Genomic DNA, 21,468 nt, shown 5'->3' with positions numbered 1-21,468 from the left:
ATTACCCGCTCACACCCCGCCCGGCCGGCCCCAACTCGTAGGCCCACTGGGCGTCCCGGTCCGCGATGCGCCCGAAGCCGGCCCGCTCCAGCACCCGTTGCGAGGCGCGGTTGCCGGGGTCGGTGGTCGCCAGCACCGTGCGCACCTCGGCACGGCTCAGTGCCCACCGGGACAGCACCAGCACCGCGTCCGTCGCCCAGCCCTCGCCGCGCGCGGACTCCGACAGGTCGTAGCCGATCTCCACCCGGCCGTCGACGGCGGAGGGCGGGCCGTGGAAGCCGATACCGCCGAGCGCGAGGCCGTCGTCCGACCGCTGGATCACGAACAGCCCCCACCCCGGGGCGTACACCTCGGCGGCCGCCGCGATCGTCATCATCCCGGCCGCGATGATCGTGCCCTCGCCCGGCCCCCCGTCGATCCACGCCAGCCCGGCCCGCTTCCCGTCGGCCAGCTGCGCCGCCTCCCCCGGAAGCTGCTCCCGCAGGGTCAGCCGCCCGTGCGTCAGCACCAGACGGCCGTGGAGGTGGGAGGCCTGAGGGATCATCGAGAGGCACCGTTTCGCAGCGGGGGTCGGTCGGGTCGGCCGGGTCGGTCGGATCGGTCGGATCGGTCGGACGCGGCGTGACCGCCGGGTTCGCCGGCCAGGGCGCGGAGCGCCGCGGCGAGCGTCTTCGGGCAGGCGCCCGCGGGCAGGTCCGAGACCTGACCGTCGCCGACCTCCACCACCCGCCACCGGCCGTCCTCGTGCAGCGCCGGATCGGTGGTGACGAGGGGGCGGTCCAGGCCGCGTACCAGGGGGCGCGGCGCGTCGGCGCGGAAGACGAACAACACCCCCATACCGGAACCATATCCGGCCGGCTCGCCGGCGGCGGGGCCGGCCGCAGCCCCGCCACCCACGGGCACCGCCCGCCTAGAGCTTGGAGAGCTCGTCGACGAGGTCGTCCAGGCCCAGGGAGCCCTGCGACAGCGCGGCCATGTGCCAGGCCTTCGGGTCGAAGGAGTCGCCGTGCGCCTTGCGGGCGGCCTCGCGCCCGGCGAGCCAGGCGCGCTCGCCCAGCTTGTAGCCGATGGCCTGGCCCGGCATGCCGAGGTAGCGGATGATCTCGCTGTCGAGCATGGCGTCGCTGAGCCCGTTGAAGCGCCCGAAGAACTCGCGTCCCAGCTCCGGCGTCCAGGTCTCGCCCGGGCGGTACGGGCTGTCCTGCGGGATCTCCAGCTCCAGGTGCATGCCGATGTCCAGGATGACGCGGGTGGCCCGGAGCATCTGCGCGTTGAGGTAGCCGAGGCGGCGGCCCGCGTCCGTCAGGAAGCCGAGCTCGTCCATGAGGCGCTCCGCGTACAGTGCCCAGCCCTCCGCGTTCGCGCTGACCTGGCCCAGCGTGGCCTGGTAGCGGCTGAGCCGGTCCGCGACGTACACCCACTGCGCGAGCTGCAGGTGGTGGCCGGGGACGCCCTCGTGGTACCAGGTGCTGACCAGGTCCCAGACGGGGAACCGCTCACGGCCCAGGGTGGGCAGCCAGGTGCGGCCCGGGCGGGAGAAGTCCAGCGAGGGCGAGGTGTAGTACGGCGCGGCGGCGCTGCCGGCCGGGGCGATGCGCGACTCGACGCGCTTGACGGGCTCGGCCAGGTCGAAGTGGGTGCCGTCGAGCGCCGCCATGGCCTCGTCCATCACCCCCTGAAGCCACTCGCGGACCGCGTCGACGCCCTCGATGGCCTCGCCGGCCTCGTCCAGGTGCGCCAGGGCCTCCATCGGGGTGGCACCGGGCAGCACCTTCTCCGCCTCGACGCGCATCTCGGCCTCGATGCGCCGGAACTCGTCCCAGCCCCAGGCGTACGCCTCGTCCAGGTCGAGGTCGGAGCCCGTCCAGTAGCGGGCCCAGCGGGTGTACCGCTCGCGGCCGACCGCGTCGGAAGTGCCCTCCACCGCGGGCGCGTAGGTGTCGCGCAGCCAGTCCCGCAGGCCCGCGACGGCCGCGGTGGCCTCGGCGGCGGCGCCGTCGAGCTCGGACCGCAGGGCCTCGGGACCCTCCGCGACGAACTGCGCGAACCAGCTCGCTCCCGCGTCCTCGCCCAGCCACTCGCCGAGCTGCCCGACGACCGTGTCGACCTGGCGCGGCCCGGCCGGCAGCTTGCGGGCGACGCCCTCCTCCAGGGAGGCCCGGTAGCCCGCCAGGGCCTGCGGGACCGCGCGCAGCCGGGCGGCGACGGCGGCCCAGTCCTCATCGGTCTCGGTCGGCATCAGCATGAACACACCGCGCACCGAGTGGACGGGGGAGTGCAGGTTGCTGACGGCCCGCAGGCCCTCACCGGCCTCGTGCACGGCCAGCTCGGCGGTGAGCCGCTCGCGCAGCAGCCGCGCGCAGCGGCGCTCGTCGTCGTCCGGCACCTCGGCCGCGTCGATGTCGGCCAGGGTGCGGCGGGCGAGTTCGGCCTGGGCCTCCAGCCCGGCGGGGCTGAAGTCGGGGAGCCGGTCCTGGCCGGTCCGCACCCCCAGGTACGTGGCGGTGATGGGATCGAGTTCGGTGACCGCGTCGACGTACGCGTCGGCGATCCGGCGGGGCAGCGCGCTGCCGGTGGTGTCGGGCATGGTCACATCCTGGTACGGAGCGGCCCGCTCCGTCATCACCATTGACGATCATATTGCTGACGTGGGCGGGAGCAGTGGTCCGCAGTCCCAGTGCTGGAAGATCAACCGGGTTTCCACACGGGCGACTTCGGGCCGCGAGGTGAACTCGTCGACGACGAGGCGCTGGAGGTCGCCGGTGCTCGCGACGGCCACGTGGACGAGGTAGTCGTCGGGCCCGGTGAGGTGGAACAGCGCCCGCGACTCCGGCAGCGCCCGCACCCGCTCCACGAAGGGGCCGATCAGCTCCCGGCGGTGCGGCCTCACCTGCACCGCAAGCAGCGCCTCCAGCGGCCGCCCGAGCCGGGCCGGGTCGACCCGCAGCTCGTGGCCGAGGATCACCCCGGTGCGGCGCAGCCGGCCGACCCGGTCCAGGCAGGTGGACGGGGCCACGCCGACGGCGGCGGCGAGGTCCTTGTAGGTCGTCCGTGCGTCGTTCTGCAGGAGTCGCAGAATCTCGAGGTCGACCGGATCCAGAAGCACAGAATCGGACATCGGCCGAAGTTAACACGGGTCTTTCCCGCTACGGCCCGGTAGCTGTTCAGCATCGGGCCATGGACACGACAGCATCGGCGCCCACCCGCGCCCTCGCCACCGAGGCCGTGCACGCCGGCCGCGAAGACCTCGCCGACCTCGGCCTGCACGCCGTTCCCCTGGACCTGTCCACCACCTACCCCTCGCGCGACAGCCGAGCCGAGGCCGCCCGCCTGGACGACTTCGCCGTGACCGGTGCCGCGCTGACCGGCCCGCCGGTCTACTCCCGGCTCGACAACCCCACCGTCGCCCGCTTCGAGACCGCGCTGGCCCGGCTGGAGGGCGCCGAGGCCGCCGTGGCCTTCGCCAGCGGCATGGCCGCCCTCACCGCCACCCTGCTGGCCCGCGCCTCCATGGGGCTGCGCCACGTGGTGGCCGTCCGCCCGCTGTACGGCTGCAGCGACCACCTGCTGACCGGCGGCCTGATCGGCACCGAGGTGACCTGGACCGACCCGGCCGGCATCGCTGACGCCATCCGCCCCGACACCGGCCTGGTGATCGTGGAGACCCCCGCCAACCCGACGCTCGCCGAGGTCGACCTGCGGGCCGTCGCCCACTCCTGCGGCGAGGTGCCGCTGCTCGTCGACAACACCTTCGCCACGCCCGTCCTGCAGCGCCCCCTGGAGAGCGGCGCCAGGATCGTGCTGCACAGCGCCACCAAGTACATCGGCGGCCACGGCGACGTCCTCGGCGGAGTCATCGCCTGCGACGAGGAGTTCGCCCGTGTGCTGCGCAAGGTGCGCTTCGCCACCGGCGGGGTGCTGCATCCGCTGGCGGGGTACCTGCTGCTGCGCGGGCTGTCCACGCTGCCGGTCCGGGTGACGTCCGCCTCGGCGACGGCGGCCGCGCTGGCCGGGCGGCTGGCCGCCGACCCGCGGGTGGCGAAGGTGCACTATCCGCGGATCGGCGGCGCCATGGTCGCGTTCGAGGTCCAGGGCGACCCGCACGAGGTGATCGCCGGCGTCCGGCTGATCACCCCGGCGGTCAGCCTCGGGAGCGTCGACACCCTCATCCAGCACCCGGCCTCGATCAGCCACCGCATCGTCGACGAGGGCGACCGGCACAGCGCGGGTGTCAGCGACAAGCTGCTGCGCCTGTCGGTCGGCCTGGAGGACGTCGAGGACCTGTGGGAGGACCTGGACATCGCGCTCAGCGCAGCCGAGCGCTCGCGTCGGCCGGTGACAGCGTCGCGGTGATGACCAGCGTGCCGTCCTCGACCTGGTAGTCCAGCGGCAGACCCAGGCGGCGCATCGTCGCGACCATAGCGGTGTTGGTCGCCCGGGTCACCGCGTACACGCTCTCGCACCCGGCGTCGGAGGCCTGCGCGGCCAGGCGGCGCAGCAGCTCCAGGCCGATGCCGCGGTGCTGCCAGGCGTCCTCGACCAGCAGGGCGACCTCGGTCTCGTCGCCGTCCCACAGCAGGTGGCCGAGGGCGACGAGCCGGCCGGAGACCGTCTGCACGGCGAGCGTCCGCCCGAAGCGGGGACTGAGCAGGTGGGTCAGATAGCGGTCCACGTCCGCGACCGGGCCGTGGTAACGGCGCGCCAGGGTCGCGGGGGAGCACCGGTCGTGGAGCTCGCGGGCGGCCTCGAGGTCCTCGGGGCCCACCCGTCGGACGGTGAACTCGTTGCCCTCGGGCAGGGTGAGCACCGTCCGGCCCTCCGGGACCCTGGTGCCCAGCTGCGCGTCGAGCTCGACGAGCGCGCGGGCCCGCGCGAACTCGGTCGGGGTGAACGGGAGGTAGGCCCGTTCCACGGAGATGGTGCCCCCGGCCGGGTCGCGCAGCCGCATGATCGTGCCCTCCAGGGTGTCCTCGGCCGGGTCGGGGCCGGCCGTACCGGGTGGGGTGGACCTTATGGTGCAGCGGCCGAACAACTGGCGCAGGGCCATGGGAAGTTCGGCGGCGTCCATGGCTGTGCGGGTGGCGAGGCTGAGGACCCGGGTCGGGGTGTCGACGAGGTCGTGGGCGTCGGCCCGCTCGATCCAGGTGTCCCGCCCGCCCCCGTCGGCGGCTGCCCGCGTCAGCTCGCCCGGTGCGAGTGCGGCCGGGGCGCGGACCAGGAACTCGTCCACGGTGCCGTCGGCCAGCGGGTGCGTCTGGAGGGTGAGGATGTCCACGCCCCGTCCGGCCAGCGCCGTGCAGAGTGCGGCGAGGCTGCCCGGAGTGTCGCGCACGGTGGTGCGCACCCGCCACAGCGCGGTCCCGGCGTCGGGTCCGTGGGCGGCGGAGCCCTCCCCCGGCTCCGTCGTACGGTCCCGGGCGTGGCTCCCGGCGGGTGGGGGCGAATGAACGTGCCGGCGTGCCCACCATGTGTGGAAGCCGGCGGTCGCGGCGAGCGCGGCGGCCGACAGGCACAGCAGGGCGGGGCCGTCGGGGGCGTGCCCGACGAGGTTGGCGATGAGGTCGGCGGTGGCCACGGCCACGAAGAGCGCGGCGAGTTCGATGACGTCGCGGCGCCAATGGTGCTGCCGCCGCGGGAGGGCGGCGGGGGCCGTCGTGGCGGAAGTCAGGTCTCGCATGCGAACACCATGCCGAACGGGTGTTGCGTGATCACGAACGCGTTGTGACCGACGGGTAAAGCGTGGTCCATGTCGCTTAACTCCCCCTTTCAACAATTCCATCCTGCGACAACCGGCGCAGGCACCGGCCGTAGCGGCGCGCGATGCCACGCTGAGTGACGCGTCCCAGCGGGCCCAGTAGACCCACGTACCACGCCCCCGGTCCACTGAAGGCCGTGACATCAAGCCACACGGACCCGTCCGGCGCGAGGCTGACCACGAACGCCTCCTCCCCGCGCTCCGGGTGACCGGGGAGCGTCCCGTACGCGAACCCGACGCGGTCCGCGCCGTGTTCCGCCCACACCACCTCGCACGGCGCGCGCAGCGGGCCGATCCGCAGGGGCACCCGCACCCCCGGCGCCGCGTCCGGGGTGCCGGCGGGCACCCGCAGTCCGGTCGCCCGGTGCATCCGCCACCCCGTCAACGCCCGTCCGGCCGCGGCCAGCACCTCGGGGCCCTCGCCGATCCGGATCCGCTCGTGCAGGTGGTGGAACCCCGGCGGGGTGGGCCCGCCGGTCCGGGTCACCCCGACCTGCTCGTAGCTGAAGCCACCCGTCACGGCGCCGTCCTCCCAGTCCGTCGGGACGCCGCGGAGCACCCGCCCCGGCCGCCCCACGAGGTCTCGAAATCGCCGTATTGCCCGGCTGATTTGCACATGCTAAGCCCTGCGGGACGCCGCCCGCCCTCCGCTGCCCAGGACATCCATCGCCGTGTCGAGGATCTTTGAAGCAGGCGGTGGCCCGCCGGGACCGAAACGATACGTATCGTTTTACTTCTCGACGGACGCCTGCTAGCGTCGTGGCATGGATCGAAACGATACGTATCGTTTCGTTGAGTCCCGTGAAGGAGTGCGCGTCATGAAGGGTTACACCGTTCCTCTCTCGCCCCGCGGCATCGCGAACCTGGCGCCGGCCCCGCCGTGGCACTACGCGGGGACCGCGGTCGCCGTGGAGTTCTTCACCGACCCCGACGCGGCGGCGGCGACCCTTCCCGAGGGCCTGACGCCCGACCCGGACTCCGCCGGCCGCGGGGTCGCGTTGTTCATCGACTGGCAGTACTCCTCCACCGGCCTGGAGTACCTCGACCCCGCGCGCTCCCAGTACCGCGAGTTCTTCGTCACCCTGGACGCCCACCACCGCGGCACCCCCGTCTCCTGGTGCCCCTACATCTACGTCGACAACGACTCGGCCATGGCCCGCGGCTGGGTCCAGGGCTTCCCCAAGAAGCTCGGCGCCGTCCACCAGACCCGCGCCTACTCCGTGGGCGGCCCGGGCACGCCCGTCCTCGGCCCCGGCGGACGATTCGCCGCCACCGCCTCGTCCGCCGGGCAGCGCATCGCCGAAGCGTCCATCACCCTCCAGCAGCCCGTCCCCGACCCCGCCGCCCTCATGGGCCGCCCGCTGGTCAACCTCCGCCACTTCCCCAACCTGACCGCCGGACAGCACGACAAGCCCGCCGTCCACGAACTCGTCATGGCCGTCCTCGACGATGCCGCCGTCAGCGACGCCTGGGCCGGCACCGCCGACCTCGCCTTCCTCGCCGCCCACGGGGAGGAACTCGCCGACCTGCCCGTCCGCCGCACCGGCAGGGGCTTCCACTTCGACCTCGCCTACACCGTCACCGACCTCACCACCCTCACCGACTGACCCCCGCCCCCCCGCGGGCCCTGTCCGTGGCCCTCACCCCTCAGGAGCCGACGTGCCCATCCACACCTGCACCACCGCTCAGGGGACGCCGGCAGTCGCGACGAAGGCGGAACTGGCCGCGGAGATCACCCGGATCCACTCGGAGATCAACCATGTGCCGCCCGGGTACGTGAACGTGGTCTTCACCGAACCGCCCCGGGACAGCGTCTACGTCGGCGGAGAGCCCGGAGCGCCGTTGCTGATCACCGGATGGGCGCGACGAGGGCACCCGCAGGAGGAGACCACCCGCCTGGCGCCGGAGTTGTCGGCGGCCGCCTCCCGCGTCACCGGGATTCCCGAGCCCCGCGTTCTGGTGGTGATCCAGGACAGCCCCGCGCGGTCGGCGGTCGAAGGCGGCCGTGTCCTGCCGGACCCCGGCCACGAGAAGGAATGGATGAGCCGGCAGGAGAGGTGGCGGCGCGGGCTCCGCCGCGGTCGCCACCGCGGGCCGCTCGCGGTTCAGGGGTACACGCGCGGCCCGGTGACCAGGTTTCCCAGGCGGTCGTAGGGCCACGGGTTGGCGACGCAACCGTGCAGCCCCTTGATCTGCTGCATCATCACCGGAGCCGGCATGCCCGGTCCAGGACATCCCCGGTGTCCCCGTTCGAGGAAGTGCCCCACCTCATGGTTGATGATCATCGCGTGATAGTCCGCGGGCCTGCCCGCGTACTGGGGGCTGAGCAGGATCCAGCGCCTGATGTTCACCACGACGGTCTGGGCGACGTTGCAGTTCAGCTCACCCTGGGTGTCCAGACCGTATTCGGCGCACAGGGCGTCCGCGGTGTCGGGCGTCGCCGCCCGTACCCGGAAGTCGTACGGCGGCTCCTCCACACGCCGGAACGCGACACCGCTCGTCGTCCAGCCCCGCTCGTCGGCCAGTACGCGCTCGACCTCGGCGGCCACGGACGCCGCGGTGAGCCCACTGCCGTCCTCGGTCTGCACGACGTACCGCAGTGTCCTGCCGTGCCCGACGGCCTCCGACGAGCCACCGGCGGAGGTGAACGTGCCGGCCCCGCGCCGCGGTATCCGCGGGGGCGGCGGACTGCGCCGGGGACTGGGCGGTGCCGTCGGAGGCCGTGAGCCCTGCGCAGACTCCGAGGTGGCCGCGGGGGGCGAGGGGCGGCTCTTGTGCGCCGCGGGGAGGGCCGGCTTCGAGGCGTTCAGGTGCGCGACGGCGAACACCCCCGCGGAGCACGCTCCCAGGATCACGAGGCCGACAAGAGGCCCGCGCCGCCTTCTCGCCCGGCGATGTCTGCTGCGACGGTGCTTCATGCCCCGAACTGAACAAGGCCCGCGGTGAAGCAGCGGTGAGCACCCGGACTCACGTGGTCCTCACGCGGCGCGGTGCATAGTGGCAGCGGAGCGCCGGAACCGCTGCCGGCTTCCACACGACCTCTCCGGGTCCGGGACACGGGCCGCGGCAGGCGGTGAACGCGGACGCGTCGCACAGGCACTCCTGTACGCCCGGGCCGCACCGCCGGCCGCCCTCGATCCGGCGCACGAGGGGGGCCGGGGCCGCCGCCGGTGAGGCCGGGGAAGCGCCGCCGGCGCAGACGGAGAAACGGCCGCTGCGAGGCAGACGGTTCAGAAAAGGGCTGATGGGAGAGACGCAAGGTGCGGGTGCTGGTCGTGGAGGACGAGGAGATGCTCGCGGGTGCCATAGCCGAGGGTCTGCGGCAGGAGGCGTTCGCGGTGGACGTCGTCCACGACGGTGAGGCGGCCCTGGAACGGCTGGCGGTCAACGAGTACGACGTGATGGTGCTCGACCGCGACCTTCCGAAGCTGCACGGCGACGAAGTGTGCCGGCGCACCGCGTCAGAAGGGGCCGAGACCAAGATCCTCATGCTGACCGTCTCGACCACGGTCGCCGAGCGCGTCGCCGGGCTGAGCCTCGGGGCCGACGACTACCTGGTCAAGCCCTTCGCGTTCGCCGAGCTGGTGGCCCGGATCCGGACGCTGGGCCGCAGGGTGCGGCCACCGGCACCGCCGGTCCTGGAGCGCGCGGGAATCCGTCTCGACCCGCACCTGCGCGAGACCTACCGCGACGGCCGCTTCGTGCAGTTGTCGCGCAAGGAGTTCGCGGTCCTGGAGGAGTTGCTCCGGGGGCAGGGCGGCCCGGTCTCGGCCGAGCAACTGCTGGAACGGGTGTGGGACGAGAACATCGACCCCTTCACCACGATCGTGCGGGTCACCATCCGCAGCCTGCGGCGCAAGCTGGGCGAGCCGGCCGTGGTGGAGACCGTCACCGGAGTGGGATACCGCATCCGCTGACCGCGCGGCGGTGGTGCCCGGCGGACGCCTGCGCGCGCCGGCGACAGCCGGCAAGGAGCACACCTCGGGCCGCCTGCCCGCAGCGGACGCCGTACGCCGCCCATCCCGGTGGCCCATCGCCGCGGAGACGGGTTTACTGACGGTGTCGAGGAAAGATGAGGTCGACCATGCCTCGTGGACACCGACACGCCCAACCCGGCCTGAAGGCGCCCTCGGAACGGGAAGCGGAGGCGTTCGAGAAGGAACTGTTCGGCATGGCCCGAGCAGGCCTCGAGGTGTACGGTCCGGATCTGCGCGTCCTGCGCTCCAACGCCGCCCTCCTCACCCTGCGGGGCCTGCCCGAGGCGCAAGTGGTCGGAGCGCGCCTGGGTGATCTGGACACCCGGATCGCACTGTCGCCGATCATGCGCGAGGTCCTGGACACCCATGACGTGGTCCGGGAGCGTACCGTCGCCGCGGTCCCGGCCGACGACCCCGGCAACCGTCACCTGTACTCCGTCACCGGCTACCCGCTGCGGTGCGACGGTCCCGTGCCGGGCGCCGTAGCGGCGATGGTCGACGATGTCACCGAGCAGGTCCGCAGGCAGAAGGCGACGGATCTGATGGCCGTGGCCCGGTCCAGGATCGGCACCACACTCGACGCGGGTCGCACCGCCCAGGAACTGGCAGACATGGCGGTCCCCGGCTTCGCCGACGCCGTCGCCGTCGACCTGGCGGAGTCCGTGTTCGACGGCGACGCCCCCATAGGGCCCGTCACGACACACCTTCCGATGCGGCGTGCCGCCTTCGCCTCCCACGAGGGGCAGTACGGGGCCTATCCGGTGGGCGGCGCCAGCCAGTTCACCTCCCACACGCCCTATACGCGGGCTCTGGCGGACCTGCGGCCGCGGCTGGTCGACCTGGCCAAGGAGTCGGGTGCCTGGCTGGTGCACGACCGCATGCGGGCCGAGTTCATCGTCCGTTCCGGGGCGCACTCGATGATCGTGGCACCGCTCACCGTGCACGGCCTGGTCCTGGGCCTGGCGGGCTTCTACCGGACCCGCTCCACCCTCGAGCCCTTCGGCGAGGACGATCTGTCGCTGGCGGCGCAGCTCGCGTCCTGCACGGCGGTCTGCATCGACAACGCGCGCCGCTTCACCCGCGAGCACGTGGTCGCGACGGCACTCCAACGCACCCTGCTGCCCCGCGAGACACCGCGGCTCACCGCCGTGGAAGCCTCCCACTGCTACCGGGTCGGCCGTTACGGCGCCCACTGGTTCGAGGTGCTCCCGCTGTCGAGCTGCCGGGTGGGTCTGATCATCGGATACGTACCGGGAGAGGACCTGCAGGCGTCCGTGGCCATGGCCCGTCTGCGGACGGCCGCCTCCACCCTGGCCGCGATGGACCTGCCGCCGGACGAGTTGCTGGCACATCTCGACGACGTCGCCCAGCGACTCGCCGACGAGCAGGAAGCGGACCCGGCCACACTCCACCGTGCACGCCCGCCGTTCACCGCGTCCTGCCTGTACATGACCTACGACCCGGTCACCCTCCGTTGCACGGCTGCGTCCGCCGGTCATGACAGCCCGCTCATCACCAGCCCCGAGGGCGTCGTCGCTACGTTCGAAGTGCCCCGGGGAGCGGCTCTGGGCAAGGGCGAGCCGCACGAGATGGTCAGCGTGGAGCCGGCACCGGGCAGTCTGCTGTCGCTCTACTCGGACGGCAGCGCCGACCGCCATCCGTCGGAGGCCAGGGACCGCGTCGACCGGCTCCGCAGCACGGTGGCCCGACCCCTCGCGGACCCGGACGAGGTCTGTGACCAGGTGTCGTACCAGGTCCTGCGCGGCAGCACTCCCCAGGACGGTGCGGCGCTGCTGGTGGCCAGAACCCGGTCCATCGACGCCGGCAGTGTCGCTTCCTGGTCCCTCCCCGCCCGGGCGGTCTCCGTGCCAGAGGCACGCCGGGCCGCCCGGGACCGGCTGGCGCAGTGGGGACTTGAGGAGTACTCCCCTCTCACGGAGCTGATCGTCAGCGAACTCGCCACCAATGTGATCGAGCACGCCGAAGGAGACATCAGGCTCCGCCTCATACGAGACCGCGTGCTGACCGTGGAGGTCGCGGACGACGCCGACACGACCCCCCGTCTGCGTCACGCCCGCCTGCAGGACGAGGACGGCCGCGGGGTGTTCCTGATCGCCTCCCTCGCCGACCGCTGGGGCACCCGTTACGAGGACGTGGGCAAGACGATCTGGGCCGAGCAGATGCTGACGGCCGCATGACGGCCGCATGACGGCCGCCTGACGGCCGCCTGACGGCCGCATGACGGCCGCCTGACGGCCGTTCGGGCAGTCCTGCCGGAGACGGCTCACGCCTGCCCGGCCTGTCCGAGTCCCGGATCGGGCCGTCCGGCCGGAGCGGGCTGGTCCTCCTGGTCCCGGACCTGTCGATGGGGGAGGGTGACGGTGACGGTCAACCCGCCCTCCGGGCGCGGGGTGGCGTCGGCCTCGCCGCCGTGCGTGTGGGCGATCGCCTGGACGATGGACAGGCCCAGGCCGCTTCCCTTGGCGGAACCGACGCGGTCGGTGAGCCTGCGGAAGGGCTCGAAGAGGGTGGGCACCTCGTGCGGACCGATCGTGGGCCCGGTGTTGGTGACGGCCAGCACCGCCGCTTCGGGGGTGGAGCGGGTGGTGACGCGGACGGCGCCGCCGTGGTGGTTGTAGCGGACGGCGTTGTCGACGAGGTTCCGCGCGAGCTGCTCCAGCAGGGTGGGGTCACCGTGCAGCGGCGCGGCGTCGAGATCGCAGGACAGGGCGATGCCGGCCTCCCGTGCCGTTGCCGCGGCGGCGTCGACGACCTCCTCGGCGACCCGGCCGAGGTCGGTGGGCAGGTGCTCCGCGGTGCCGTTGTCCGAGCGGGCGAGCGCGAGGAGGGCGTCGATCAGACGCTCCTGGCGGGCGTTGACCTTCAGCAGGTCCTCACCGAGGTGGCGCAGGGGTGCCGTGACGTCGCGGCGGTTCATGGCCACTTCGACGAGCGTGCGGTTGACCGCGAGCGGTGTCTTCAGCTCGTGCGCCGCGTTGGCGATGAAGCGGCCCTGACCGGCGAACGACTCGTCCAGACGTTCCAGCATGCGGTCGAAGGAGTCGGCGAGGGTCTTGACCTCGCCGGGCGGTGCGTCGAGGGAGATGCGCCGGTGCAGCGTGCGCCCGGCTATCCGCTCGGCGGTGTGCGTGATGTCGGTGAGCGGGCGCAGCAGGCGTCCCGCCACCACCCAGCCCGCGGCGGTGGCCGAGACACCGACGAGCGTGACGACCAGCGATCCCCACTTGAGCATCCACAGCATGTCCGCGTTCATGTCGTGCCGGTTCACCCGCGGCGACGGAGTGGCGTAGTTGAAGTGCCAGTAGCGGACGACCAGCAGCACCGTGGCCGCCAGTACGGCCGAACCCGCGATGAAGAACATCAGGCCGAACACCGCCGTCAGCCGCAGCCGAAGACTGCCGCGGTGCGCGGCGATCCATCGGACGGGGAGCGGCATCGGCCGTCGGCGGCGGGCGCCGTCGGGCGCGGACCGGCCGGGCCTCGGGGCGGGCGGAGGGCCGGGCGAGGTCGACCGCCGTCGTGCCGTGGGAGGGCGCATCCCGTCTGCCCGCCTTCGCTCTGGATCGGCTGTCACCGCCCCAGTGTCCGCGCTCGCGGGTGAGCCGGGGGTGAGCACGAGTGCTCACCCCCGGCTCACCCGCGACCTGCTCGGATGGCACCGGCGGCGTGACCGGGGACTTCGCGGGTCACGCCTGGGCCGCCGTCCGTCATCGGTCATGGGAGAAACAGCAATGCGAGCAATGGCAACGATCACAAAGGTGTTCGGCACCTCGGCGCTTGTCGTCGCCACCGTGGCGACCCTGACGGGATGCGGCGGTGGTGACGCGAACGGCGCGCAGGTGGCGAACGTGCCCGACGGTACGTCGAGCGTCAGCCCCTCGGCAGGCGATGACCTGGCCCGCTACAAGCCTGTGGTGGAATGCCTCCGCGAGCACGGATTCGATGTCAAGGACCCCGACCCGAACGATGAACACGGGATCGTCTCCATGGCCGACGGGCGTGCCCTGCCCATCACGGACCCCGGCTTCAAGGCGTGCGATTCGAAGTGGCCGGCGGACGAGAACACGGGACCACTGTGGAACGCGGAGGAGATCGGGCTGCTAAAGCAGTACGCCGTGTGCATGCGTGAGCACGGGGCCTCCGACTACCCCGATCCCGACCCGGAGACCGGCGAGCAGCCCGCCGACTCGACGTACAACCTCAAGCTCGATCCGAAGGCCAAGAAGGCCCAGGAGGCGTGCTACAAGCTGTACCCGCAGTCCGAGAACGACGGCGTCGCCGGATGAGCCGGCGCAAGGAGCCGGGCAGGGGACGCCGCGCACGGCTCGCCGCGGGCGGTGCGGCCGGCGCGGCTGTGGTCGCGCTGGCCGGTGCCGCCTCGCTGGGACATCTCGGAGGCCGCTCCACGAGTTCCGAACCCGCCGCGTCCCCTCCGGCGACCGCGGAGGTGACACGGAAGACCATGGAGCGCTGGATCACGGTCGAGGGCACCGTGACCTACGGCGCCGCCCGGCCCCTGACCGGGCACGCGCAGGGCACCGTCACCTGGCTGCCCGCGCCTGGCACCGTGCTGCGCCGCGGTGATGAGCTGGCCCGGATCGACGACCGCCCCGTTGTGCTGCTCTACAGCGACCTTCCCGCCTACCGGGAGCTGGCGCGAGGTGTGAAGGGTGAGGACGTCCTGGCGTTCACCACCAACCTCGCTGCCCTGGGCTACGGGGGCTTCACGCCCGGCGAGACGTACACCGAAGGCGTCGAGGCGGCCGTCAAACGCTGGCAGAAGGCCCTGGGTGTACCGGAGTCCGGGAAGATCGGCCTCGGTGACGTGGTGTACGCGGACGGGCCGCGCAGAGTCGCCCGGCGAGGCGCCACGGTCGGTGGCGCCGCCGTACCCGACCTGCTGACGGTGACCGGCACCACCCCGCGGGCCAGATTCGCCGTCCCGGCCGAGGACTCCGAGCTGGCCGTCAAAGGCGTACGCCTGAAGGTGTCCGCTGCCGACGGCAAGAGCAGCGACGCCACGGTCACCACGGTCGGCATTCCGCACACCGACGAGAGCGGCCAACAAGTCCAGGACGTCGCCGCCTCGCTGACCCGTCCCTCGGCTGTGACCGGTGGCGGCGCCGGCGGCCTGACAGGCCGGTACCTCGCCGGACGGCACGAGAAGGTCCTTACCGTCCCGGTGTCTGCGGTCCTGGCGCTGGCAGGCGGCGGCTACGGGGTGGAGGTACTGGACGGGAACGGAAGGAGCCACGTCGTCGCCGTACGTCTCGGGCTGTTCGTCGACGGACGCGTCGAGGTGAGCGGAGACGGGCTGTCTCCCGGCACCAGGGTCGGAGCCGCACGATGAGCGCCGAACCCGTCGTGGTCCTGGACGGGGTGAGCCGCAGCTACGCCGGAGGCGTCGCCGCCGTACGGGGCGTCAGCCTGACGGTGGGGCCGGGTGAAGCGGTGGCCGTCGTCGGTCCGTCGGGATCCGGGAAGTCCACGATGCTCAACCTCATCGGCACACTGGACCGGCCCACCTCGGGCCGGGTCGCCATCGCCGGGCACGAGGTGTCCCAGCTCAGCGACCGCCGCCTGTCCGCGCTGCGCGCCAGGTACATAGGGTTCATCTTCCAGCAGTTCCACCTGCCCGCCGGATTCCCGATCGTCGAGGCGGTGGCCGACGGCCTGCTCTACGGCGGCGTGCCGCCGAGGGAACGGAACCGTCGTGCCTTGACCGCCCTGTCCCGGGTCGGGCTCGGTCATCGCACCGACCACCGTCCGCACGAACTGTCCGGAGGCGAACGGCAGAGGGCGGCGATAGCCCGCGCCATCGTCGGTGAGCCTCCGCTGCTGCTCGCCGACGAACCGACCGGAAACCTCGACACGGCCTCCGGCGCAGCGGTGATGGGGCTCCTCGACGAGCTGCACACCTCCGGCACGGCCCTGGTGCTGATCACCCACGACGCCGAGGTCGCGGCGCGGCTGCCGCGCAGGATCGAGTTCCGGGACGGCGTCATCGTCAGTGATCGTGCGACCGGCCCGGGCGGTTCGGCCTCGCGAGGGGACCGACGGCTCACCGGCCGGGAAGCCTGCGCCGATGACGGCGACTTCGGCAGCCCCACCGCCACGGAGGTACCTCAGTGATGCAGATGACCCGCCCCCCGCTGACTCCGTTCAGACTGCGGCCCCGCGACGTTCTGCGAGTCGGCGGGACCGGACTGCGGTACCGACCCGTGCGGGCGGTCCTGTCCGCACTCGGCATCGCCATCGGCATCGCGGCGATGATCGCCGTCGTCGGGATCTCCAGTTCCAGCCGCACCGCACTCGACCAGGAGCTGGCCGCCCTGGGAACGAACCTGCTCACCGTGGGTCCGGGCAAGGACCACGCTTCCGGGCGGACAGTGGCGCTCCCGGACACGGCCCCGGCCATGATCCGCAGGGTCGGCCCCGTGGAGTCGGTCGCCGCGGTCGCCCGGCTGCCGCGCGCCGGCGTGTACCGCAACGAGCACATCCCCACGGCGCTCAGCGGCAGCATCGCCGTGTACGCGGCGACTCAGGGGCTGCCCGAAGCACTCCACGTCCCCTTGGCCGTCGGAAGCTGGCCCAACGCGGCGCAGAGCGAACTGCCCGTGGTGGTCCTCGGCGCCGGCACCGCCGACACCCTGGGAATCCACCGGTTGCGCGGCGCATCGACCGCGGACGGCCCGAACGGCGTTCAGGTCGTGCTGGGCGGCGGCCGCTTCACGGTGGTGGGCATTCTCGCCCCAGCCCGTCTCGCGCCCGAACTCGACCGGGGCGCGCTCGTCGGCTGGGACGTCGCCCGAGCAGGGCTGGGCTTCGACGGCCACCCGACGACCGTCTACGCCCGGGTCCGGGACGACGCGGTCACCGCCGTGCACGGGGTTCTCGCCCCCACGGCCAACCCCGAGCACCCGGAACTCGTGTCCGTCTCGAGACCCTCCGACGCCCTTGTAGCCAAGACCGCGTCCGAGCGGGCCTTCACGGGGCTGCTGCTGGGCCTGGGTTCGGTCGCGCTCCTGGTGGGCGGGATCGGAGTGGCCAACACCATGGTCATCTCCGTGCTGGAGCGCCGCACCGAGATCGGCCTGCGCCGCGCCCTGGGCGCCACCCAGGGGCAGATCCGACTGCAGTTCCTCGCGGAGTCGCTCCTGTTGTCCGCACTCGGCGGGGTGGCCGGCGTACTCCTCGGCATCATCGTGACCGGTGTGTACGCGACGACCCAGGGATGGCCCACGACGGTACCGGTCTGGGTCTCCGCCGGAGGAACCGCCGCCACGTTGGTCATCGGCGGCCTGGCGGGCCTGTACCCGTCCGTCCGTGCGGCGCGCCTGTCACCGACCGAGGCACTGGCGGGCACGTGACAGCCGAGCCCGAGACGGAAGGCTCCCGCGAGGCCGGACGGGTGAGCCGAACGATGGAGCCCGGCCGGGCGCGCCGGCCCGGTGGAGGGCGGGAGCCAAGGCATGCGGAGGTTCGATGAGCCGTCACACGTGGGCTCCCGTGCTGCTGCCCGGGACCCGCGTCGGCAAGGTCACGGTCACGGTGATGCCGCCGCCGGGACGGGGTGCGGCGCCCACGTCTCCGCCGTGGGCGTGGGCGACGGCCCGGACGATCGACAGGCCGAGACCGCTGCCCTTGGCCGCGCCGACCCGGTCGGTCAGCCGGCGGAAGGGCTGGAACAGGACGGGCACCTCATGAGCGTCGACGACGGGCCCCGTGTTGGTGACGGTGAGCCGCACCCCGCCGGGAACCTGTGCCGTGAGGACGCCGACCGTGCCGCCGGGGACGTTGTAGCGGACGGCGTTGTCGACGAGGTTCCGGGCCACCTGCTCCAGCAGCAGCGGGTCTCCGTGCAGTGGCGCGGGACGCAGATCCGCCCGGACCGTCACCGCGGCCTCTTCGGCCGCTCGGGCCGAGGCCTCGATGACCGAGGCGGCCGCCTCGGCCAGATCGCAGGGCAGGCGTTCCACGGTGCCGTTCTCGGAGCGGGCCAGGGCCAGCAAGGCGTCGATCAGCCGCTCGTGGCGGGCGTTGACCGCGAGCAGGTCCTCGGCCAGATCGCGCAGTTCCATAGGGGCGTTGCGCCGGTTCATGGCGACTTCCACAAGGGTGCGGTTGATGACGAGCGGGGTCTTGAGTTCGTGTGCCGCGTCGGCGATGAAGCGGCCCCGACCGGCGAAGGACTCGTCGAGTCTCGCCAGCATCCGGTCGAAGGAGTCGGCCAGTCTCCTGACCTCGCCGGGGCCGGCCTTCAGCGCGATCCGCTGGTGCAGCGTGCGCTCGGCGACGCGCTCGGCGGTTCCGGTGATGTGCGTCAGCGGTCGCAGCAGCCGGCCGGCCGCCACCCAGCCCGCCGCGGTGGCCGCGGCCCCCACCGCGGCGGCCACGAGCGATCCCCACTTCAGCATCCACATCATGTCGGCGCGGGTGTTCATACCCTGGGCCACCGCGAGCCAACGGGCCTGCTCCTGGACCTGTGCCAGCTGCTCGGGGGTGAGTGCCGGACGAACCTTGAGGTAGGGGGGGACGGACACGTCGGGGTGGGCCTGCCGGAAGCGGTGCACCAGCAGCACCGTGACACCCAGCACCACAGCGACGGCCAGGAAGAACATCACGCCGAAGATGCAGGTGAGCCGGAGGCGCATGCTCCCCCGGTGTTCGGCGAGCCAGCGGGTGGCAACGTTCACGGGTTCCGGCCGGGGGCGCCGGCCGGGATCGTCCGAGCCGGGTTGAGGCCGCGGAGGAAGGGGGGACATGCACCTGCTCCCGGTTCGACTTCTCTGGCGTGCCCTTCCGGAATCGGTCGCACCGGTGGATCGGGCGGAGAACCCGATCGCCAGGACCGACGGACGGCCGAGCGTGCCGACGCGAATCCGGAAAGGCGGCCGTCGCGACGGTGAAAGCCACCGGCGGTATCGCGACAGGGGGAAGCCGAAATTCCCGGCCGCCAGTCCCAGGGGGAAACCGGCAGTCAGGTGGAAAAGGGCTTCCACCTCATTTTTTCGCACCTCCCGTACCGGGGATAGAGGGAGGAGCGAGGAATCCTGGCACCTGTTCCTGTGGAAATCACAGGGCCTCGGGAGCCCCCGGCTTCGGGGCGCGTCGGCATCGGGCCGGGCTCACGTGGAGGATCTGCTCGCGCGCGCGGCGAAGCCGGAGCCGTTCTCGGTGACGAGCCGCGTGAGGTGCTCGGCGAGAGCGGTGTCGGTGGGGGTGTCGGTCATCAGGCGCCGGTAGAGGATGGTGCCGGCCCAGACGTCCTGGACGAGGTCGGTGTCGAGGTCGTGGGGGAGGTCGCCGCGCTGCACGCCGCGGCGCAGTGCGGCGGCGATGTTCTCCCGTTTGCGGTGGAGGAAGGTCTCGCGGAAGCGGGACATCAGCTCGGGGTGGGGGAGCAGGCCCGCCGCGAGGGCGGGCAGGGAGGCCGCGATGTCCTCGTTGGTGTAGTTGTCGATGGTCATGTCGACCGCGTGGCGCAGTTCCGCGTGGGTGTCGCCGAGGTCGGGGATCTCCTCGGCGCGGAAGATCTCGGCGAGCGCGTCGGCGATCAGGGCTTCCTTGTTCGGCCACCAGCGGTAGATGGTCGACTTGCCGACGCCCGCGGCGGCCGCGACGGCTTCGATGGTCAGTGCCGGGTAGCCCTGTGCCGACAGGACGTCCCGTGCCGCGTCGAGGATCTTCGCGGCGGACCGCGGCCCGCCGGCCGGCGGCCCTGAGGAGAATGCCAGTGCCATACAAGGACGATACGTATCGTTTCGTTTGGCGTCAAGGACACGCGCCGCAGCCGTGGTGCGCGGGGGCCGTGCTCAGGGCCCCGGCCCGAATACCGGGATTGTTTCTCGGTCCCTCGGATTCTCCGGACGGATTCACGCGGAGAATCGGAGACGGATTGCGCATTTCCGCTGCGGGGAGGGAACGTGTGGCGCTGCGGTACCGTGGAAAACGTCATCCGTTCGAAGGGTCAGGATTCTCGTGAGCGCACGACAAGCGGATCACCCGAGCACTGATGACGCGGTTGCCGCGGAGCTCTCCGCCCTCTACCGGTGGGCGGTTCGGGAGACGGAGGTGCTGGTGCCCGCCATCGTGGACGACATCCGCGGCCAAGTGGGATGGTTCGAAGCGATGCCGCGCGCCGACCACGAGAACACGGTGCTGGAGCAGTACCAGGCGTTCCTCGCCTCCCTTCAGGAGGAACGGCCGCCCACCGGACGCGAGATCGAGGCCGCGCGGGAACTCGGACGAAGGCGGGCCCGGCAGTTCGTCCCCATGGAAGCGGTCATCACGGGCTTCCACATCGGCTACCGGCATCTGTGGGGCAGGCTGCGCCGCGAGGCCGGCGGCCGGAACACGGCGGCCCTGCTCGCCCTGCTCGAATCGGTGGACCGGACCTGGGCGTGGGTGCAGCACATGTGCGGCGCCGTGGCCGACGGCTACTCCGAGACGAGCCGGGTCCGGGAATCGGCCCTCGTCGAACTCCGGCACCGGTTCATCGAGGCCCTCCACGCCGGCGGTGCCCAGGGCGAGGACGGTCTGTGCATGGCGCGGGCGCTGGACTTCGATCCGCACGCCTCCTTCCAGGCCGCGTGCGCCCCCGTCGAAGCCTGGTCCGACAGCCACTTCGACCTTCTGCGGCGGAAGCTTCGCACGGACGGCGGCACGCTGCACGCGGTGATCCACGGCGAGCGCGTCGTGATCCTGGTGCAGGGCGTGGTCATCGCGGACGCAGGGGACCTGCTGCCTCCGGGAGTTGATCCGGTTGTGGGGATCGGCATGCCCAGGGCCGGGCTGCCGGGCGCCGCGGAGAGCATCGGCGACGCCGAACGGGCGCTGGTGGTCGCGCGGGAGCGGGGACGCCCCGTGTCCTTCGACGACAAGTGGCTCATCGCCACCCTCCTGCCCCAGCGCGACCGGTTGGCTCCTCTCGTGCGTTCCACGGTGCCGCGCAGCCATCCACGTCTCGCCGATGCCGTCCTGGCCTTCGCGCACAACGGCTTCTCGATCAGCGCGAGCGCGGCGGTCCTGCATCTGCACCCCAACACCGTGTCCTACCGGCTGGATCGCTGGCACCACCACACAGGCTGGGACCCCCGCAGCTGGGACGGTCTGGCCCGTTCCCTCGCCGCCATCGTGCTGTACCCGCCGGAGAACCCAGCGCCCTGAACCCCGGGCCCTGAACCCCGGGCCCTGAACCCCGCGCCCTGGTCCAGCGGCGCGCACCGCGGCTGAGCTGGGCAGGTCGTTCGTCGCTCACGCCCTGCTCACATACGCCCTGCTTAGGTTCGGACGAAGTGCGCCGGGAAGCACGCGCACTCGTGAAGGGCGGGTCGCATCGGTATGTCCGGTGGTCGGCCCGCCTTCTCGGTCCCGCTGTCCTCGGAAGGTCCGGCCTTGCTCTCAGTCAACGCCCGGCGGCATGCGAAACGCGCCGCCCCTCAGCCTCACGACCATGCCGTAGAGGCGGCTCGTTCCCTCTCCGGCCGGGTGTCAGTCGGTGGTGAGGATGTGGCCGTCTCGGAGTTCGAGGACGCGGTCGGCGAGGGCGAGGAGTTGGGGGTCGTGGGTGGCGACGAGGGCGGTGACGCCTTCGCTGTGGACGACGGCGCGCAGGAGTTCCATGACGGCGCGGCCGGTGTCGGCGTCGAGTTGGCCGGTGGGTTCGTCGGCGATGATCAGGGCGGGCCGGTTGGCCAGGGCGCGGGCGATGGC

Annotated in this window: 20 protein-coding genes and 1 pseudogene; 10 read left to right on the top strand and 11 right to left on the bottom strand. The window is 72.4% G+C overall.

Annotation, left to right across the window (positions count from 1 at the left end):
- Position 1: 1 nt before the first annotated feature.
- The 4 genes from B085_RS0110625 to B085_RS0110610 all read right to left on the bottom strand — a co-directional run bounded on the left by B085_RS0110625 (position 2) and on the right by B085_RS0110610 (position 3,118).
- Positions 2 to 544: a GNAT family N-acetyltransferase gene (locus tag B085_RS0110625; protein WP_018558549.1), complete on the bottom strand. Its 543-nt coding sequence runs from the start codon at positions 542 to 544 to the stop codon at positions 2 to 4.
- Positions 541 to 837 carry an ATP-grasp domain-containing protein gene (locus B085_RS51875; protein WP_018558548.1) on the bottom strand — a complete coding sequence of 99 codons (297 nt, stop codon included), beginning with the start codon at positions 835 to 837 and terminating at the stop codon, positions 541 to 543. Before B085_RS51875 ends, B085_RS0110625 begins: the two co-directional genes overlap by 4 nt.
- 73 nt (positions 838 to 910) lie before the next feature.
- Positions 911 to 2,587: a DUF885 domain-containing protein gene (locus B085_RS0110615; protein WP_026250894.1), complete on the bottom strand. Its 1,677-nt coding sequence runs from the start codon at positions 2,585 to 2,587 to the stop codon at positions 911 to 913.
- A 48-nt stretch (positions 2,588 to 2,635) separates the two neighbouring features.
- Positions 2,636 to 3,118 carry an Lrp/AsnC family transcriptional regulator gene (locus B085_RS0110610; RefSeq protein ID WP_026250893.1) on the bottom strand — a complete coding sequence of 161 codons (483 nt, stop codon included), beginning with the start codon at positions 3,116 to 3,118 and terminating at the stop codon, positions 2,636 to 2,638.
- A gap of 59 nt (positions 3,119 to 3,177) precedes the next feature.
- On the opposite strand from B085_RS0110610, the gene B085_RS0110605 reads away from it, so the two are divergent.
- A complete protein-coding gene (locus B085_RS0110605) occupies positions 3,178 to 4,353 on the top strand; it encodes a trans-sulfuration enzyme family protein (protein WP_018558545.1) in 1,176 nt (391 codons plus the stop codon).
- Here the strand turns inward: B085_RS0110605 and B085_RS0110600 are convergent.
- Together B085_RS0110600 and B085_RS0110595 are read right to left on the bottom strand one after the other, a co-directional pair.
- Positions 4,307 to 5,677 carry a GNAT family N-acetyltransferase gene (locus B085_RS0110600; RefSeq protein ID WP_018558544.1) on the bottom strand — a complete coding sequence of 457 codons (1,371 nt, stop codon included), beginning with the start codon at positions 5,675 to 5,677 and terminating at the stop codon, positions 4,307 to 4,309. The two genes, B085_RS0110605 and B085_RS0110600, sit on opposite strands and share 47 nt — an antisense overlap.
- Before the next feature lie 76 nt (positions 5,678 to 5,753).
- Positions 5,754 to 6,275 (bottom strand): DUF1990 family protein, encoded by a 522-nt coding sequence (locus B085_RS0110595; protein WP_037731558.1) that lies wholly within the window; start codon positions 6,273 to 6,275, stop codon positions 5,754 to 5,756.
- 298 nt (positions 6,276 to 6,573) lie between these two features.
- Here B085_RS0110595 and B085_RS0110590 point away from each other — a divergent pair, with 298 nt between their 5' ends.
- Positions 6,574 to 7,362 carry an acetoacetate decarboxylase family protein gene (locus B085_RS0110590; RefSeq protein WP_018558542.1) on the top strand — a complete coding sequence of 263 codons (789 nt, stop codon included), beginning with the start codon at positions 6,574 to 6,576 and terminating at the stop codon, positions 7,360 to 7,362.
- Between the two features lie 52 nt (positions 7,363 to 7,414).
- Positions 7,415 to 7,909, top strand: coding sequence for a tautomerase family protein (locus B085_RS0110585; RefSeq protein WP_018558541.1), 495 nt, complete (start codon positions 7,415 to 7,417; stop codon positions 7,907 to 7,909).
- On the opposite strand, the gene B085_RS0110580 is transcribed toward B085_RS0110585, so the two are convergent.
- A complete protein-coding gene (locus B085_RS0110580) occupies positions 7,861 to 8,673 on the bottom strand; it encodes a DUF3152 domain-containing protein (protein ID WP_026250891.1) in 813 nt (270 codons plus the stop codon). The two genes, B085_RS0110585 and B085_RS0110580, sit on opposite strands and share 49 nt — an antisense overlap.
- Before the next feature lie 342 nt (positions 8,674 to 9,015).
- Here B085_RS0110580 and B085_RS0110575 point away from each other — a divergent pair, with 342 nt between their 5' ends.
- The gene (locus B085_RS0110575; RefSeq protein ID WP_026250890.1) at positions 9,016 to 9,672 is read left to right on the top strand and encodes a response regulator transcription factor; all 657 of its coding nucleotides are present in this window, start codon (positions 9,016 to 9,018) and stop codon (positions 9,670 to 9,672) included.
- Between the two features lie 254 nt (positions 9,673 to 9,926).
- The gene (locus B085_RS41970; protein WP_158689716.1) at positions 9,927 to 11,930 is read left to right on the top strand and encodes a SpoIIE family protein phosphatase; all 2,004 of its coding nucleotides are present in this window, start codon (positions 9,927 to 9,929) and stop codon (positions 11,928 to 11,930) included.
- Between the two features lie 86 nt (positions 11,931 to 12,016).
- On the opposite strand, the gene B085_RS0110565 is transcribed toward B085_RS41970, so the two are convergent.
- Positions 12,017 to 13,189 (bottom strand): sensor histidine kinase, encoded by a 1,173-nt coding sequence (locus B085_RS0110565; protein WP_018558537.1) that lies wholly within the window; start codon positions 13,187 to 13,189, stop codon positions 12,017 to 12,019.
- Between the two features lie 304 nt (positions 13,190 to 13,493).
- Between B085_RS0110565 and B085_RS0110560 the strand changes: the two genes are divergently transcribed.
- Genes B085_RS0110560 through B085_RS0110545 form a run of 4 tightly spaced genes read left to right on the top strand, consistent with a single transcriptional unit; the run spans position 13,494 to position 17,123 of the window.
- Positions 13,494 to 14,039 (top strand): hypothetical protein, encoded by a 546-nt coding sequence (locus B085_RS0110560; protein WP_158689715.1) that lies wholly within the window; start codon positions 13,494 to 13,496, stop codon positions 14,037 to 14,039.
- Entirely contained in the window at positions 14,036 to 15,103 is a 1,068-nt protein-coding gene (locus B085_RS0110555) for a peptidoglycan-binding protein (RefSeq protein WP_018558535.1), read from the top strand. Before B085_RS0110560 ends, B085_RS0110555 begins: the two co-directional genes overlap by 4 nt.
- Positions 15,100 to 15,885, top strand: a complete 786-nt coding sequence (locus B085_RS0110550; protein ID WP_018558534.1) for an ABC transporter ATP-binding protein — start codon at positions 15,100 to 15,102, stop codon at positions 15,883 to 15,885. Before B085_RS0110555 ends, B085_RS0110550 begins: the two co-directional genes overlap by 4 nt.
- Positions 15,885 to 17,123: an ABC transporter permease gene (locus tag B085_RS0110545; protein ID WP_018558533.1), complete on the top strand. Its 1,239-nt coding sequence runs from the start codon at positions 15,885 to 15,887 to the stop codon at positions 17,121 to 17,123. The genes B085_RS0110550 and B085_RS0110545 overlap by 1 nt, the downstream gene beginning before the upstream one ends.
- A 123-nt stretch (positions 17,124 to 17,246) precedes the next feature.
- Here B085_RS0110545 and B085_RS0110540 read toward each other — a convergent pair whose 3' ends face one another.
- Positions 17,247 to 18,449, bottom strand: a complete 1,203-nt coding sequence (locus B085_RS0110540) for a sensor histidine kinase (RefSeq protein WP_018558532.1) — start codon at positions 18,447 to 18,449, stop codon at positions 17,247 to 17,249.
- 432 nt (positions 18,450 to 18,881) lie between these two features.
- Positions 18,882 to 19,496, bottom strand: a complete 615-nt coding sequence (locus B085_RS41965) for a TetR/AcrR family transcriptional regulator (protein WP_018558531.1) — start codon at positions 19,494 to 19,496, stop codon at positions 18,882 to 18,884.
- 238 nt (positions 19,497 to 19,734) lie between these two features.
- On the opposite strand from B085_RS41965, the gene B085_RS41960 reads away from it, so the two are divergent.
- The gene (locus B085_RS41960) at positions 19,735 to 20,922 is read left to right on the top strand and encodes a PucR family transcriptional regulator (RefSeq protein WP_158689714.1); all 1,188 of its coding nucleotides are present in this window, start codon (positions 19,735 to 19,737) and stop codon (positions 20,920 to 20,922) included.
- 324 nt (positions 20,923 to 21,246) lie between these two features.
- Here the strand turns inward: B085_RS41960 and B085_RS41955 are convergent.
- Positions 21,247 to 21,468 (bottom strand): annotated as a pseudogene (locus B085_RS41955) (ABC transporter ATP-binding protein); the annotation flags it as partial.

This window comes from Streptomyces sp. BoleA5 (assembly GCF_000373665.1).
Lineage (GTDB): Bacteria > Actinomycetota > Actinomycetes > Streptomycetales > Streptomycetaceae > Actinacidiphila.
This window is presented reverse-complemented; position numbering and strand designations above follow the sequence as displayed.

Coding starts and splice junctions, on each gene's coding strand:
- B085_RS0110625 (WP_018558549.1), bottom strand. CDS start 544: ATGATCCCTCAGGCCTCCCACCTCCACGGCCGTCTGGTGCTGACGCAC.
- B085_RS51875 (WP_018558548.1), bottom strand. CDS start 837: ATGGGGGTGTTGTTCGTCTTCCGCGCCGACGCGCCGCGCCCCCTGGTA.
- B085_RS0110615 (WP_026250894.1), bottom strand. CDS start 2,587: ATGCCCGACACCACCGGCAGCGCGCTGCCCCGCCGGATCGCCGACGCG.
- B085_RS0110610 (WP_026250893.1), bottom strand. CDS start 3,118: ATGTCCGATTCTGTGCTTCTGGATCCGGTCGACCTCGAGATTCTGCGA.
- B085_RS0110605 (WP_018558545.1), top strand. CDS start 3,178: ATGGACACGACAGCATCGGCGCCCACCCGCGCCCTCGCCACCGAGGCC.
- B085_RS0110600 (WP_018558544.1), bottom strand. CDS start 5,677: ATGCGAGACCTGACTTCCGCCACGACGGCCCCCGCCGCCCTCCCGCGG.
- B085_RS0110590 (WP_018558542.1), top strand. CDS start 6,574: ATGAAGGGTTACACCGTTCCTCTCTCGCCCCGCGGCATCGCGAACCTG.
- B085_RS0110580 (WP_026250891.1), bottom strand. CDS start 8,673: ATGAAGCACCGTCGCAGCAGACATCGCCGGGCGAGAAGGCGGCGCGGG.
- B085_RS41970 (WP_158689716.1), top strand. CDS start 9,927: ATGGCCCGAGCAGGCCTCGAGGTGTACGGTCCGGATCTGCGCGTCCTG.
- B085_RS0110565 (WP_018558537.1), bottom strand. CDS start 13,189: ATGCCGCTCCCCGTCCGATGGATCGCCGCGCACCGCGGCAGTCTTCGG.
- B085_RS0110560 (WP_158689715.1), top strand. CDS start 13,494: ATGGCAACGATCACAAAGGTGTTCGGCACCTCGGCGCTTGTCGTCGCC.
- B085_RS0110555 (WP_018558535.1), top strand. CDS start 14,036: ATGAGCCGGCGCAAGGAGCCGGGCAGGGGACGCCGCGCACGGCTCGCC.
- B085_RS0110550 (WP_018558534.1), top strand. CDS start 15,100: ATGAGCGCCGAACCCGTCGTGGTCCTGGACGGGGTGAGCCGCAGCTAC.
- B085_RS0110545 (WP_018558533.1), top strand. CDS start 15,885: ATGCAGATGACCCGCCCCCCGCTGACTCCGTTCAGACTGCGGCCCCGC.
- B085_RS41965 (WP_018558531.1), bottom strand. CDS start 19,496: ATGGCACTGGCATTCTCCTCAGGGCCGCCGGCCGGCGGGCCGCGGTCC.